Origin of the sequence: Klebsiella sp. GB_Kp056, assembly GCF_040064755.1 — a bacterium.
Classification (GTDB): domain Bacteria; phylum Pseudomonadota; class Gammaproteobacteria; order Enterobacterales; family Enterobacteriaceae; genus Klebsiella; species Klebsiella quasipneumoniae.
Genome location: NZ_JBEAJA010000061.1, coordinates 1 through 13840, shown reverse-complemented (window position 1 = coordinate 13840; position 13840 = coordinate 1). Strand labels below are relative to the sequence as shown.

The window sequence follows — 13840 nt, the reverse complement described above, 5'->3', positions numbered from 1 at the left end:
GCGCTTCGCTGACCCGGCCTACGAATAACGCATCTGCAGGCCGGGTAAGGCGCAGCCGCCGCCCGGCAAAACAGCGTCAGTTCTGCAATACCGACGACACCAACAGCTGGGTGTAAGGGTGATGCGGATCGTCGAGCACCCGGTCGGTTAAGCCACTCTCCACCACCTGGCCCTGCTTCATCACCAGCAGTCGGTTCGCCAGCAGGCGGGCGACGCCGAGATCGTGGGTGACAATCACCACCGCCAGATTCAGCTCCACCGCCAGGCCGCGCAGCAGATCAAGCAGCCGCGCCTGCACGGACACATCCAGCCCGCCGGTGGGTTCATCCATAAACACCAGCTTCGGCTGGGTGACGAGATTGCGGGCGATCTGCAGACGCTGCTGCATGCCGCCGGAAAAGGTGGTGGGCAGGTCGTCGATGCGCGAGGGCGGGATCTCCACCTCCTGCAGCCACTTTTCGGCGGTGGCGCGAATGTTGCCATAGTGGCGGGCGCCGGTGGCCATCAGCCGTTCGCCGATGTTGCCCCCGGCGGAGACCTGGCGACGCAGGCCGTCCATCGGGTGCTGATGCACCACCCCCCATTCGGTGCGCAGCAGGCGGCGGCGTTCGGCTTCGCTCATGGCGTACAGCGAGCGCTGCTGGTACAGCACCTCGCCCCGCTGCGGCGTCAGGCGGGCGGAAATCGCCTTCAGCAGGGTGGTTTTACCGGATCCGGACTCCCCAACGATGCCGAGCACTTCCCCCGGCCACAGTTCGAAGGAGACGTCGCGGAAGCCTTTATCTGGGGCATAGAGATGGGTCAGGTGATTGACGGCAAGTAACGGCTGGCTCATTTTTTCTGCCCCTCGCTCTGCTGGCGGCAATAGTCGGTATCGGAGCAGACAAACATCCGCTGGCCGCTGTCATCCAGCACCACTTCGTCGAGGTAGCTGTGGCGCGAGCCGCAGATGGCGCAAGGCTCATCCCACTCCTGGACGGTAAACGGATGGTCGTCGAAATCGAGACTTTCCACCGGGGTATAGGGCGGCACGGCGTAGATCCGCTTTTCGCGCCCGGCGCCGAACAGCTGCAGCGCCGGCATCATGTGCATTTTCGGGTTATCGAATTTCGGGATCGGCGAGGGGTCCATCACGTAGCGGCCATTGACCTTCACCGGGTAGGCGTAGGTGGTGGCGATATGGCCGAAGCGGGCGATATCTTCATACAGTTTCACCTGCATCACGCCGTACTCTTCCAGGGCGTGCATAGTGCGGGTTTCGGTTTCGCGCGGCTCGATAAAGCGCAGCGGCTCCGGGATCGGCACCTGATAGATCAGGATCTGATCCTCCACCAGCGGCGTCTCCGGGATGCGGTGGCGGGTCTGGATCAGGGTGGCGTCTTCAGTGCGCTCAGTGGTGGCGACGCCGGTCACGCGCTTAAAGAACTGGCGGATCGACACCGCGTTGGTGGTGTCATCGGCGCCCTGGTCAATCACCTTCAGCACGTCGTTCTCGCCGATGACGCTGGCGGTCAGCTGGATGCCGCCAGTGCCCCAGCCGTAGGGCATCGGCATTTCGCGACCGCCGAACGGCACCTGATAGCCGGGAATGGCTACCGCTTTGAGAATAGCCCGGCGGATCATGCGCTTGGTTTGCTCGTCGAGATAAGCAAAGTTATAGCCAGTCAGTGGGTTAGCCACGTTCGTTCTCCCGTTGCAGGCGTTTCAGCAGCGCCAGTTCGGCCTGGAAATCGACATAGTGCGGTAGCTTCAGATGCGAGACGAAGCCGGCGGCTTCAACGTTATCGGCGTGGGCCAGCACAAACTCTTCATCCTGGGCGGGACCGGCAATCTCTTCGTCATAGTCCGCCGCCTGCAGGGCGCGGTCGACGAGGGCCATGGCCATCGCTTTGCGCTCGCTCATGCCGAAGGTCAGACCGTAGCCGCGGGTGAAGTGCGGCGGTTCATCCTGCGGGGCGACGAAGCCGTTGACCATTTCGCATTCGGTCAGCAGCAGCTCGCCAATATTGACGCTAAAGCCCAGCTCTTCCGGGACAATCTCCACCTGCACGTAGCCGCTGCGGATCTCGCCGGCAAACGGATGGTTGCGGCCATAGCCGCGCTGAGTCGAATAGGCCAGCGCCAGCAGGTAGCCTTCATCGCCGCGCATCAGCTGCTGCAGGCGCGAAGAACGCGAGCAGGGGTAGACCGGCGGGGTGCGGGTGATATCGTCGGGCGGTGTGCCGCGATCTTCCTCGGCCTTCGCCAGCCCCTGCTGCGTGAGCAGGCTGAAAACATGCGGCGAGGTCGGCGCTTCGCTATCGGCTTTCGGCACAGACGGCGCGTCGCCGTTCGCCAGCAGGGTAAAATCGAGCAGGCGGTGGGTGTAGTCGTAGGTAGGGCCCAGCAGCTGACCGCCGGGGATATCTTTGTACACTGCCGAGATGCGGCGTTCGAGACGCATTCCGGCGGTGTCGATCGGTTCGCTAACCGCCAGCCGCGGCAGGGTGGTGCGGTAGGCGCGCAGCAGGAAGATCGCTTCGACGTTATCGCCGCTGGCCTGCTTGAGCGCCAGCGCCGCCAGTTCGCGGTCGGCGATGCCGCCCTCGGTCATCACCCGGTCCACCGCCAGATTGAGCTGGTCGCTTATCTGGTCAACGCTCAGTTCGGGAAGCCGTCCATCGCCCCGTCGTTTCTGTTCCTGTAAGGCGTGAGCGGCGCGGATCGCCTTCTCGCCGCCCTTGACGGCAACGTACATTTAGCAAACCTCCACGTGGGTGGTGCGCGGGATCGCCAGCAGGCGCTCGCCGCAGGTGAGGATCAGGTCAATGCCCAGCGGGAACGGGTGCGGGCGCTCCGTCAGTTCGTCAATGATGCAGTCCGGCAGCTGAGGGGCGATCATTCGCTCTTCGGCAATGCCTGCCCCGGTCAGGCGCAGCATGCGCCCGCCGCTCAGGCTGGCGAGCTGGACGATCAGCGTGACGCCGGTCTCCGGGGCGGTGACGGTGCCCGCGGAGAGGACGTTGAGCTGCTCGGCGCTGATGCCGTCATTGGCGACCGCAAAGATCGCCTGCTGCGGCTGGTCCACCAGCGGCGCGCCGGTATGGAAGCGCAGATTCTGTCCCACCAGATCGTTATGCAGGGCGCTGGCGAGCCAGACCGGCGTTTCGTGATCGGCAAGGGTCAACAGCAGGCTGGTGGAGGCGACGTTCAGCGGCTGCCAGCCGTGCTGCAACTGCTGCAGGGAGACAATCACCCCCGGCTCGCTCATCGCTTTCAGCAGGCGACGAAAACTGTGTTGGGCATCCTGCACAGCCAGGGTAAAAGCGGGTTGTAAGGTCATGCGTTATCTCCGCGAACCAGGGTAAAGAAGTCGACCCGGCTGGCGTTGACTTCGGCGCGTCGGGCTTCAATGCGCGCGCTGCGTAGCGCTTCCAGCGGGGTTATCAGGGTTTCCATTAAATTGTGAAAATGGCGGGGCGACTGCAGCAGGGCGTCGATGGCCGCGCAGCGTTCGGCGTGCGGGCGGTCGCGGCCTAAGATCCAGCTGTAGCCGAGCGTACCATCGGCCAGACGTACCGCCGCCCGGGTGAGCGTGGCGTCGCCGGCGAAGAAACGGTCGCCGATACCGCCCATCCGGGCCTGAAGCTGCACCAGGCCTGTCTCGGGAGAGCGGATCAGCTCATACTCCGGCGCCAGCTGCAGGGCGTGCATGCGTGCCAGAAGATCTTGCGGTTCACTGTGGGCCAGCACGGACATCCAGCGCTGGCGGGTGGCGGTATCGAAGTGCATTCAGTGCTCCATGGTGAATTCAATCATGTCGGCGCGGGTCAGGCTGACGGAGTATTCGGTGACGGCCTGCTCGCCCTGGCGGCTGTTGAGGGTGCGCACGCAGAGCAGCGGCGCCATATTGGGGATCTCCAGCAGCTTGCTCTCTTTCGCCTGCGCGCGACGGGCGCTGATTTTGGTGCGCACCCGGGTCAGTTCGACGTCAAGCCGATCGCGGAGCAGGTTGTGCAGCGAGCCGTGGCTGAAGGTCTGCAACACCGGCCAGAAGTGCAGGTCGGCAAAGTAGTGGTCAATCAGGCACAGGGCGACGCCATTGACCCGGCGCAGGGTGCGCAGGTGGATGACATTCTCGCCCTCGCTAATGCCAAAGGCCTCGGCAACGTGCGCGCTGGCGGGGCGCAGTACCGACAGCAGTTTTTCGCTGGTGGGATCGCTGCCTTGTTCCAGCAGGTTCTGGCTGAACCGCGCCTGGGCATTGAGCGGGTAATCGATCGGCCGCATCAGCACCAGCACGCCGACGCCCTGACGGCGTTGTACCCAGCCGCGCTCAACCAGCTGGTCGATAGCCCGACGCAGGGTATGGCGGTTTACGTCGAAGCGCGTCGCCAGCTGCTGCTCGGCGGGCAGATAGTCGCCGCAGCGATAGTGGTGGCGCAGCTCCTGCTCAAGCCGGGCGGCGATTTCCTGATAGCGCGTGGGATAACTGGTCGGATGTCTGGACAGGTGCATGGTCATCAAGCCTCACACAGCATAGGCGAGGAGCCTCCTCGCGTTGTGAGCCGATCCTGACCGGTTTATGTTGCAGTTCTGTTAAGTGATGATGACTAAAGGATGAAGAGTTAATGCCAGACGGATGACAGGGCGGCCAGGCCGCCCTGGCGGGGTCAGCCTTGTTTGACCACGTTGATCATCCATGGGACGCCAAAGCGATCGACGACTTTGCCGAAGCCGTGGGCCCAGAAGGTTTCCTGCCAGGCCATCTCAATGCGCCCGCCGACCGCCAGCGCGTCGAACCAGCGCTGGCCTTCAGCGACATCGTTGGGATCGAGGACGAGGGTGAAGCCGGCGTAATGCACATCGGGCCCGAAGGCGCTGTCGCTTAGCATCAGCTCGCCGTTGCCGATGCGCAGGCTGGCGTGGGCGATGGCGTCATCCGCCATCTTCTGGCCAGACGGGCAGCCGTCAGAGGCTTCCTGCGCCGAAGGCGGCATTTCGCCAAAGGTCATTTTAAACATCAGCTCGGCGCCCAGCGTCTGCTGATAGAAGGCGATCGCCTCGGCGCAGTTGCCCGCAAAGGCAAGGTAGGGACTTAAGGACATGGTGAATACCTCAGTGACCGTAACCCGTAAAGCGTAGTCGCCCATAGCGGGATTGAGCCAGACGGCAGCGCGAAAATGGGGCGGGAATAGTGCTGCAGGCGGCAGCGTAAATAGCGGCGGCTGGCGGGATAAATAACCGGATGCGCAGGGAGGCGAAGGGCAGTGAGGATATCGGGAGCGGCGACGGCGATAGGGGAAAATAATCGCGTCGCCTGCCCGGAAATAAATCAGTTCTTTTTGACGAATTCCGATTTCAGCTTCATCGGGCCAAAACCGTCAATTTTGCAGTCAATATTGTGATCGCCTTCGACCAGGCGGATATTCTTCACTTTGGTGCCGATTTTCAGCATCGAAGAGCTGCCTTTAACCTTCAGATCTTTCACTACCGTGACGCTGTCGCCATCGGCCAGTAAATTGCCATTGGCATCTTTAACGATCAGAACGTCGTTTTCTTCCGTGGCTTCGGCAGGGTTCCACTCATGGGCGCATTCCGGGCAGATGTACATGCCGTTGTCTTCATAAGTGTAAGTCGAATCGCATTTAGGGCAGTGTGGCAGTTGCATGACGTTCCTCGTGATGTCGTCGAAAAACAGGACGTTGGTCCTTTAAACAGCGGCTGAGAGCCGAAAGTGGCTATGATTATAGCGCAATCACCCACTTTTGTCGGGTGTTTTTTTGCTAAAAAATAGCCGGGGCGCTATTCCGGGAAGAACCGAATAATTGCTGAAATTAACCGCCGGCGATGGAACAACATCGACGAAATAATTTCCGGGCGATCGGCAGGAAATGAACTTATTTATTTTCTGGGACTCTGTAATTAGGCGGTAAATTTATGTGAAGTTGATCGCAGATATAAACACTGTTAGGGTAAAAAAGGGGAGCAGGTCAATTTCATCAATGATGACGATGAGCCGCTCCATTTATTCACCAGTAGCCACAGCAGGCGTCAACAGGTTCGGTTGTACATTCTGTCAGCAGACAGTGCAGGCAAACCTGCTACGCTTGAAATGAGGAGCACAGCAATTCACCGCTCCTGACGCACGTTGCGAATGGCTTTGCCATTCGGCGAAGAGACGTGCATTCAAGGCGGAGTAGCAGAGGAAAAATATGCTTAAAAGGAAAAAAATAAAGCCCATCACCCTTAAGGATGTGACCATCATCGACGATGGTAAACTGAAAAAGGCGATCACCGCGGCCTCGCTGGGCAACGCGATGGAGTGGTTCGATTTCGGCGTCTACGGCTTTGTGGCCTACGCCTTAGGTAAAGTCTTCTTCCCCGATGCCAACCCAAGCGTGCAGATGATTGCCGCACTCGGTACCTTCTCCGTTCCATTTTTAATTCGTCCGCTGGGCGGCCTGTTCTTCGGGATGCTGGGCGATAAATACGGTCGGCAGAAAATTCTCGCGATAACTATCGTGATCATGTCGATAAGTACTTTCTGTATCGGCCTTATTCCTTCGTATGCCACGATAGGTATCTGGGCGCCGATCCTGCTGCTGCTGTGTAAAATGGCGCAAGGCTTCTCGGTCGGTGGTGAATATACCGGGGCGTCGATCTTCGTCGCGGAATACTCCCCTGACCGTAAACGCGGGTTTATGGGCAGCTGGCTGGACTTTGGCTCCATCGCCGGGTTTGTGATGGGGGCCGGCGTGGTGGTCCTGATCTCCAGCGTAGTGGGGGAACAGAACTTCCTTGAGTGGGGTTGGCGTATCCCGTTCTTCCTGGCGCTGCCGTTAGGCATCATCGGCCTCTATCTGCGCCATGCGCTGGAAGAGACCCCGGCGTTCCAGCAGCATGTGGACACCATGGAGCAGGGCGACCGTGAAGGTCTGCAGGACGGGCCGAAGGTCTCTTTTAAAGAGATTGCCACCAAACACTGGCGTAGCCTGCTGACCTGTATCGGTCTGGTGATTTCCACCAACGTGACCTACTACATGCTGCTGACCTACATGCCGAGCTACCTGTCGCATAACCTGCACTACTCGGAAGACCATGGGGTGCTGATCATCATCGCCATCATGGTCGGGATGCTGTTTGTACAGCCGGTTATCGGTATGCTTAGCGACCGTTTCGGCCGTCGCCCGTTTATCCTGATTGGTAGCGTGGCGCTGTTTGCCCTGTCGATCCCGGCCTTCATTATGATCAACAGCAACGTGACGAGCCTGATCTTCGCCGGTCTGCTGCTGCTGGCGGTGGTGCTGAACTGCTTTATCGGGGTGATGGCCTCCTCGCTGCCGGCGATGTTCCCGACGCATATCCGCTTCAGCGCCCTGGCCAGCGCCTTTAACATCTCAGTGCTAATTGCCGGTCTGACGCCAACCCTGGCGGCGTGGCTGGTGGAAACCACTCAGAACCTGATGATGCCGGCATACTACCTGATGGTGATCGCGGTGGTGGGTATGGCGACGGGTCTGTCGATGAAAGAGACGGCTAACCGTCCGCTGAAAGGGGCGACCCCGGCGGCGTCGGATATTCAGGAAGCGAAAGAAATCCTTGGCGAGCACTACGATAATATCGAGCAAAAAATCGAAGATATCGATCAGGAGATCGCCGATCTGCAGGCAAAACGGTCGCGTCTGGTGCAGCAGCATCCGCGTATCAACGACTAACTGTTTTCACTGCTAATCATGCCGCCTGGGGAAACCCCGGCGGCATTTTTTATGCCTCCGGCAAGGCCAGACCGTGACGACGCTGTTGGCTGAGTTTACGGTACTGCTGCGGCGGCATCCCCACGTAGCGGGTAAAGGTGCTGTAGAAGCGGCTGCTGGAGCGGAAACCGGCGGTGAGGGCGATATCCAGGATGGTCTTGTCGGTATCGCTCAGCAGCGCCCGCACGTGATTGATGCGCATGGCGGTAATGTACTGCTTCATGGTTTGCTGCATCACTCTCTGGAATACCCCCATCGCATAGTTCGGGTTGAGCTTAACGTGCTCGGCGACGGCATTGACGGTCAGCGCCTGGTCGTAGTGGGCGGCGATAAACTCCAGCATCTGGCTGACATAAAACTGCGCATGGCGCGAGACGCTGTTCTTATGGGTGCGCGAGGTTTTGTTGACCAGAATCGGCTGCCAGCCGGCGAGGCTCAGCCGCTTCAGCATCAGGGCGATTTCATCGATCGCCAGCTGGCGAATCTGTTCATTGTCGTGGTTCAGCTCCTGCTGCCAGCGGCGCACCTCGAAGGCGCTCAGCTGCTGGGCGGCGAGGGATTTAATCACCATCCCGTGAGTGACGTGGTTGATCAGCTCCCGGTCCAGCGGCCATGAGAGAAACAGATGCATCGGCAGGTTAAAGATCGCCATCTGCTGGCAATCCCCCGGGCGGGTCAACTGATGCGGCGTACAGGCCCAGAACAGGGTGATATAGCCTTTCTCTATGCGCACCACTTCGTTATTAATCAAATATTCCACGTCGCCATCGAACGGCACGTTGACCTCCACCTGGCCATGCCAGTGGCTGGTAGGCATGGCGTGCGGCGGGCGCAGCTCGATATCCATACGCTGATACTCAGAGTAGAGCGCCAGCGGGCTGCGGCTCTGCTTTTCATCGCTGCTGCACATAAAGGGATCGGGGGGCAGGGAGGTGAAGCGGTATTCCATCGTTAGCGTATTCCTGAATTGTCAGAGTGGCTGCATTTTTCGCCAGAACTGACGACAGCTTAGCGGAAGAATCGGCCCATTTTCTCTCCTTTTTGCGCAATCTGTTCCCGAAAACTCAGATTTTGTGGCGCTTAATGGCCGATCTGAGCTTTCGGGAATGCTCCGGTGGGAACAGGGCAGCGCAACGCTGAACGGCGTGCCACTCTGCAAGGGTTCAATGACCAGATGGAGAGAGCGTAATGACCGCCCCAAAAATTACCTTTATCGGCGCCGGTTCGACGGTGTTCGTTAAAAATATTCTCGGTGATGTTTTCCAGCGCCCGGCGCTGAAATCGGCGCATGTCGCGCTGATGGATATCGATGACACCCGGCTGGAAGAGTCGCATACCGTGGTGCGCAAGCTGATGGATTCCGTCGGCGCGAAGGGCGAAATCAGCTGCCATCGCGATCGCAAAACCGCCCTGCAGGGCGCTGATTTCGTTGTGGTCGCCTTCCAGATTGGCGGCTATGAGCCCTGTACCGTCACCGATTTTGAGGTCTGTAAACACCATGGCCTGGAGCAGACCATCGCCGATACGCTGGGTCCGGGGGGCATTATGCGCGCCCTGCGCACCATACCTCACCTGTGGGCTATCTGCGACGACATGACCGAGGTCTGCCCGGACGCCACCCTGCTTAACTACGTCAACCCAATGGCGATGAACACCTGGGCCATGTACGCCCGCTACCCGCATATTAAACAGGTTGGCCTGTGCCACTCGGTGCAGGGAACGGCGGAAGAACTGGCGCGCGATCTTGACCTCAACCCGGCGGATTTACGCTACCGCTGCGCCGGGATTAACCATATGGCGTTCTATCTCTCGCTGGAGAAAAAGCTCGCCGACGGCAGCTATGTCAGCCTCTATCCCGACCTGCTGCAGGCCTACGCCGATGGGCGCGCGCCGAAGCCTAACCTGCACGGCAACCCACGCTGCGAAAATATCGTCCGCTATGAGATGTTCAAAAAGCTCGGCTACTTTGTGACCGAGTCATCGGAGCATTTTGCCGAATACACGCCATGGTTTATCAAGCCGGGCCGCGAGGACCTTATCGCCCGCTATAAAGTGCCGCTGGACGAATACCCGAAACGCTGCGTCGAGCAACTGGCCAACTGGCATCAGGAGCTGGAGAGCTATCAGCGCGGCGAGCGCATCGAGGTGAAGCCATCCCGTGAGTATGCCAGCACCATCATGAACGCCATCTGGACCGGCGAGCCAAGCGTGGTGTATGGCAACGTACGCAATGACGGCCTTATCGACAACCTGCCGCAGGGCTGCTGCGTGGAAGTGGCTTGCCTGGTGGACGCCAACGGCATTCAGCCGACCAAAGTGGGCGCGCTGCCGGCGCATCTGGCGGCGCTGATGCAGACCAACATCAACGTGCAGACGCTGCTCACGGAGGCGATCCTCACCGAAAATCGCGATTACGTCTATTACGCCACGATGATGGATCCGCACACCGCCGCGGTGCTGGGGATCGAAGAGATCTACGCGCTGGTGGACGATCTGATCGCCAGCCACGGCGACTGGCTGCCGTCCTGGCTGCATCGTTAATCTTCTCATGCCGCCGGGGGCAACGACCCCGGCGGCGTCCTGCATGCTCTATCAAACACTGAAGGAGGCGCTGGCGACAGCGACCTGTACCCTATGAGTATTTCAATGACAACAAAGCTCAGCTACGGATTTGGTGCCTTTGGTAAAGATTTCGCTATCGGTATCGTCTACATGTACCTGATGTATTACTACACCGATATTGTTGGACTGTCGGTTGGGGTGGTCGGCACCTTGTTTCTGGTGGCGCGGATCCTCGATGCGATAGCCGATCCGATCATGGGGTGGATCGTCAACTGTACGCGATCGCGATGGGGGAAATTCAAACCGTGGATCCTGATTGGCACGATAACCAACTCGGTGGTGCTGTATATGCTGTTCAGCGCCCATCACTTCTCCGGCGGGGCGCTGCTGGCATGGGTGTGGCTGACCTACCTGCTGTGGGGGTTCACCTACACCATCATGGATGTGCCGTTCTGGTCGCTGGTGCCGACCATTACCCTTGATAAACGCGAACGTGAACAGCTGGTGCCGTATCCACGCTTTTTCGCCAGCCTGGCGGGATTCGTCACTGCCGGCGTCACGCTGCCGTTTGTCAGCGCCGTGGGCGGCGCCGACCGCGGTTTCGGTTTCCAGATGTTCACCCTGGTGTTGATCGCCTTCTTCGTGGTTTCCACCCTCGTCACGCTGCGCAACGTCCACGAGGTTTACTCCTCGGATAGCGGCGTGAGCGAGGATGCCAGCCATCTCTCACTGCGCCAGATGGTGGCGCTGATCTATAAAAACGATCAGCTGGCCTGTCTGTTGGGCATGGCGCTGGCCTATAACACGGCGGCGAATATTATCGCTGGCTTTGCGATTTACTACTTTACCTACGTGATTGGCAGCGCGGAGATGTTCCCGTATTACATGTCCTACGCCGGCGCGGCGAACCTCCTGACGTTAGTGCTGTTTCCGCGGCTGGTGAAAGGGCTGTCGCGGCGCATTCTGTGGGCGGGCGCTTCGATCATGCCGGTGCTGGGCTGCGGCGTGCTGTTGCTGATGGCGCTGAGCGGGGTCTACAACGTCGCGCTGATTTCGCTGGCCGGCGTGCTGTTGAATATCGGCACCGCGCTGTTCTGGGTGCTGCAGGTTATTATGGTGGCCGATACCGTCGACTACGGCGAATATACGATGAACATCCGCTGCGAAAGTATCGCCTATTCGGTGCAGACGCTGGTGGTGAAAGCGGGCTCGGCGTTCGCGGCCTGGTTTATCGCCATCGTGCTCGGTATCATCGGTTATGTGCCGAATGTGGCCCAGTCGTCCCAGACGCTGCTGGGGATGCAGGCGATTATGATTGCGCTGCCGACGCTCTTTTTTGCCCTGACGCTGTTTCTCTATTTCCGCTATTACAAGCTCAACGGCGATATGCTGCGTCGCATTCAGATTCACCTGCTGGATAAATATCGTCGGGTACCGGAAAATGTGGCTGAGCCGGAACGGCCCATTGTGGTACCCAACCAGGTGTAAAAAGCGTTCGAAAACAGCTGACGAAAGAGGGGAGGGATGCTCTCTTTTTTGGACAAAAATGAGCGTTGAAAGCGGACGAAAAGAGAAATCGCATTTCTCTAATTTGTCTCAAAATATTCTCTCTTTAGGTTCGTGAAGTTGTTATTTGCTCTAATTGTTCTCAATTAAAACTCATATTTGTCTCTTTTTCGTGCTCTTGCGCTGCTTTTTAACTCTTGCTACTCTTTTTGGGTGTTACATTTTTCTCTTATTTGTCTCAGTGATGGAGCAATGCGATGCGCATTTTTATCGATGATGGTTCAACCAATATCAAAATGCTGTGGGAGCAAGATGGCGAAACTTTCACCCATATCAGCCCCAATAGTTTTAAACGCGGCTGGTCTGCCACCTTCGGTTCCGGGAAGCCCTTTAACTACACCGTGGATGATGAAAAGTACTCATTCGACCTGATCACTCCCGACGCGCTCCCGACCAATAATATTGACTGGCAGTACAGCCCGTTGAACTCCATCGCTGTCCATCACGCGCTGCTGACCAGCGGTCTTGAGCCACAGGACGTCGAAATAGTCGTGACGCTGCCGCTGACTGAATTTTATGACGAGGATGCGCAATATCGCCTCGACAACATTGAGCGTAAGAAAAAGAGCCTGCTGCGCGAAGTTAAACTGAATAAAGGCGTGGTGTTCAACATCACCAAAGTCACCGTGCGCCCGGAATCGATTCCGGCGGGCATTAGCCTGTGCGATGAACTCAAGCCCTCCCATTCGGTGCTGATTGTCGACCTCGGCGGCACCACGCTCGATATCTCGATGGTCGCCGGGCAGATGACCTCGGTTTCGCGCATTTACGGCGACCCGAAGCTGGGCGTATCGCTGGTGACCGACGCCGTTAAGCTGGCGCTGGCGCGGGCGAATACCGATACCTCAAGCTATAACGTCGACCAGATCATTATCAATCGCCATGACGAAGCGTACCTGACCGATAACATCAACGATCCGGATGCGGTTTCTGAGGTGAAAAAGGTGATCACTAACAGCATCGAACGTCTGACCACCCGCGTCCTGACGGCTATCGATAGCTTTAAAGGCTACTCGCATGCCATCGTGATTGGCGGCGGCGCGCCGCTGGTTGCCGATGCCATTCGTGAACGTATGGGCCTGCGTGAGGACCGTTTCGTGGTGGCTGAAGAGCCGCAGTTCGCCCTGGTGCGTGGTCTGAAAATTATTGGCTAAGGAGCGTCTATGACTCTGGAACGCAGAAAAGTGCTGATTTACCTGCGCCCGGATATCAGCGCCAGCGAGCGCTTCGCGGACGCAAAAATTGAAGCCCACCATCGCGGCGACCGCGGCGATATGTCGCGCACGGCGCTGCTGGCGGGGCTGGCGTTAGGGGAAGTCGATAGCCGCTTGCCGTCGATGCTGGCGGCGCTGCTGGCGGAAGACACTAAACCGGAAACGCTGCGCAAGATGCTGGCCTCGTTCCTTGAGATCCAGCCGGCCTCTTCCGCCCCGACAGCCGCACCAGCGGCCGCCCCGGCTAAGGCGCCGGAGCCGCCCGTGCCGGTCAGCGAGAGCGTTTCGGCGCGCAACCTCGCCGGTTCGCTGCCGGACTAAGCGCTATTCGCGGTTTGCGCTATCCGGGAAACTCCCCGGCTTGCGCTGCGCTTAGCCGGGCTACTGTTTACACTGTCCGGTAGCCCGGGTAAGGCGGAACGCCGCGACCTGGGAAATTCCCCGGCTTGCGCTGTGCTTAGTTTGTAGGCCGGGTAAGGCGTAGCCGCCACCCGGCATACAGGCGGCTCCCTGGCTGTGGCCATGCCCGGCGGCGCTACGCTTGCGCGGGCCTACGGATCCAGTGCAATGGTGGGCCTGGTCCGGTAGCCCGGGTAAGGCGGAACGCCGCGACCCGGGAAATTCCCCGGCTTGCGCTGTGCTTAGTTTGTAGGCCGGGTCAGGCGTAGCCGCCACCCGGCATACAGGCGGCTCCCTGGCTGTGGCCTTGCCCGGCGGCGCTACGCTTGCGCGGGCCTACGGATCCAGTGCAATGGTGGGCCT

The 13840-nt window shown here is 59.2% G+C and carries 14 protein-coding genes; 5 read left to right on the top strand and 9 right to left on the bottom strand.

All coding sequences use genetic code 11. From position 1 onward, the window contains the following. Window positions 1–76: 76 nt before the first annotated feature. The 8 genes from phnK to ABLV52_RS21230 form a co-directional block, all read right to left on the bottom strand. Window positions 77–835, bottom strand: coding sequence for a phosphonate C-P lyase system protein PhnK (gene phnK, locus ABLV52_RS21265; RefSeq protein ID WP_023291666.1), 759 nt, complete (start codon window positions 833–835; stop codon window positions 77–79). Beyond that, the gene (locus tag ABLV52_RS21260) at window positions 832–1680 is read right to left on the bottom strand and encodes an alpha-D-ribose 1-methylphosphonate 5-phosphate C-P-lyase PhnJ (RefSeq protein ID WP_002885202.1); all 849 of its coding nucleotides are present in this window, start codon (window positions 1678–1680) and stop codon (window positions 832–834) included. The genes phnK and ABLV52_RS21260 overlap by 4 nt, the downstream gene beginning before the upstream one ends. Next, window positions 1673–2737, bottom strand: a complete 1065-nt coding sequence (locus ABLV52_RS21255; RefSeq protein ID WP_023291667.1) for a carbon-phosphorus lyase complex subunit PhnI — start codon at window positions 2735–2737, stop codon at window positions 1673–1675. The genes ABLV52_RS21260 and ABLV52_RS21255 overlap by 8 nt, the downstream gene beginning before the upstream one ends. Continuing rightward, a complete protein-coding gene (gene phnH, locus ABLV52_RS21250; protein ID WP_348890906.1) occupies window positions 2738–3322 on the bottom strand; it encodes a phosphonate C-P lyase system protein PhnH in 585 nt (194 codons plus the stop codon). Then, a complete protein-coding gene (phnG, locus tag ABLV52_RS21245) occupies window positions 3319–3771 on the bottom strand; it encodes a phosphonate C-P lyase system protein PhnG (protein ID WP_032454588.1) in 453 nt (150 codons plus the stop codon). The genes phnH and phnG overlap by 4 nt, the downstream gene beginning before the upstream one ends. Continuing rightward, the gene (gene phnF, locus ABLV52_RS21240) at window positions 3772–4497 is read right to left on the bottom strand and encodes a phosphonate metabolism transcriptional regulator PhnF (RefSeq protein WP_348890905.1); all 726 of its coding nucleotides are present in this window, start codon (window positions 4495–4497) and stop codon (window positions 3772–3774) included. A gap of 155 nt (window positions 4498–4652) precedes the next feature. Beyond that, window positions 4653–5087 (bottom strand): VOC family metalloprotein YjdN, encoded by a 435-nt coding sequence (gene yjdN / locus ABLV52_RS21235; RefSeq protein WP_023291671.1) that lies wholly within the window; start codon window positions 5085–5087, stop codon window positions 4653–4655. Between the two features lie 227 nt (window positions 5088–5314). Next, on the bottom strand, window positions 5315–5650 hold the full coding sequence (locus tag ABLV52_RS21230) for a zinc ribbon domain-containing protein YjdM (protein ID WP_023291672.1): 336 nt from the start codon (window positions 5648–5650) through the stop codon (window positions 5315–5317). 544 nt (window positions 5651–6194) lie between these two features. On the opposite strand from ABLV52_RS21230, the gene proP reads away from it, so the two are divergent. Further along, a complete protein-coding gene (gene proP / locus ABLV52_RS21225) occupies window positions 6195–7697 on the top strand; it encodes a glycine betaine/L-proline transporter ProP (protein ID WP_023291673.1) in 1503 nt (500 codons plus the stop codon). 49 nt (window positions 7698–7746) lie between these two features. Here the strand turns inward: proP and melR are convergent, their stop codons facing one another. Beyond that, the gene (melR, locus tag ABLV52_RS21220) at window positions 7747–8685 is read right to left on the bottom strand and encodes a transcriptional regulator MelR (protein ID WP_004206385.1); all 939 of its coding nucleotides are present in this window, start codon (window positions 8683–8685) and stop codon (window positions 7747–7749) included. Between the two features lie 239 nt (window positions 8686–8924). Between melR and ABLV52_RS21215 the strand changes: the two genes are divergently transcribed. The 4 genes from ABLV52_RS21215 (at window position 8925) to ABLV52_RS21200 (ending at window position 13399) form a co-directional block, all read left to right on the top strand. Next, window positions 8925–10277 (top strand): alpha-glucosidase/alpha-galactosidase, encoded by a 1353-nt coding sequence (locus ABLV52_RS21215; RefSeq protein WP_065813067.1) that lies wholly within the window; start codon window positions 8925–8927, stop codon window positions 10275–10277. A gap of 93 nt (window positions 10278–10370) precedes the next feature. Next, entirely contained in the window at window positions 10371–11786 is a 1416-nt protein-coding gene (melB, locus tag ABLV52_RS21210) for a melibiose:sodium transporter MelB (protein ID WP_044525156.1), read from the top strand. Between the two features lie 275 nt (window positions 11787–12061). Beyond that, on the top strand, window positions 12062–13018 hold the full coding sequence (gene parM / locus ABLV52_RS21205) for a plasmid segregation protein ParM domain-containing protein (protein ID WP_080901628.1): 957 nt from the start codon (window positions 12062–12064) through the stop codon (window positions 13016–13018). Between the two features lie 9 nt (window positions 13019–13027). Next, on the top strand, window positions 13028–13399 hold the full coding sequence (locus tag ABLV52_RS21200; protein ID WP_348890904.1) for a plasmid partitioning/stability family protein: 372 nt from the start codon (window positions 13028–13030) through the stop codon (window positions 13397–13399). Window positions 13400–13840 lie beyond the last annotated feature (441 nt).

What these genes read in the sequence shown, in the direction of transcription:
- ABLV52_RS21215 (WP_065813067.1), top strand. Translation starts at nt 8,925, where the DNA reads ATGACCGCCCCAAAAATTACCTTTATCGGCGCCGGTTCGACGGTGTTC.
- phnH (WP_348890906.1), bottom strand. Translation starts at nt 3,322, where the DNA reads ATGACCTTACAACCCGCTTTTACCCTGGCTGTGCAGGATGCCCAACAC.
- proP (WP_023291673.1), top strand. Translation starts at nt 6,195, where the DNA reads ATGCTTAAAAGGAAAAAAATAAAGCCCATCACCCTTAAGGATGTGACC.
- phnK (WP_023291666.1), bottom strand. Translation starts at nt 835, where the DNA reads ATGAGCCAGCCGTTACTTGCCGTCAATCACCTGACCCATCTCTATGCC.
- melB (WP_044525156.1), top strand. Translation starts at nt 10,371, where the DNA reads ATGAGTATTTCAATGACAACAAAGCTCAGCTACGGATTTGGTGCCTTT.
- phnG (WP_032454588.1), bottom strand. Translation starts at nt 3,771, where the DNA reads ATGCACTTCGATACCGCCACCCGCCAGCGCTGGATGTCCGTGCTGGCC.
- ABLV52_RS21255 (WP_023291667.1), bottom strand. Translation starts at nt 2,737, where the DNA reads ATGTACGTTGCCGTCAAGGGCGGCGAGAAGGCGATCCGCGCCGCTCAC.
- phnF (WP_348890905.1), bottom strand. Translation starts at nt 4,497, where the DNA reads ATGCACCTGTCCAGACATCCGACCAGTTATCCCACGCGCTATCAGGAA.
- yjdN (WP_023291671.1), bottom strand. Translation starts at nt 5,087, where the DNA reads ATGTCCTTAAGTCCCTACCTTGCCTTTGCGGGCAACTGCGCCGAGGCG.
- ABLV52_RS21230 (WP_023291672.1), bottom strand. Translation starts at nt 5,650, where the DNA reads ATGCAACTGCCACACTGCCCTAAATGCGATTCGACTTACACTTATGAA.
- parM (WP_080901628.1), top strand. Translation starts at nt 12,062, where the DNA reads ATGCGCATTTTTATCGATGATGGTTCAACCAATATCAAAATGCTGTGG.
- melR (WP_004206385.1), bottom strand. Translation starts at nt 8,685, where the DNA reads ATGGAATACCGCTTCACCTCCCTGCCCCCCGATCCCTTTATGTGCAGC.
- ABLV52_RS21200 (WP_348890904.1), top strand. Translation starts at nt 13,028, where the DNA reads ATGACTCTGGAACGCAGAAAAGTGCTGATTTACCTGCGCCCGGATATC.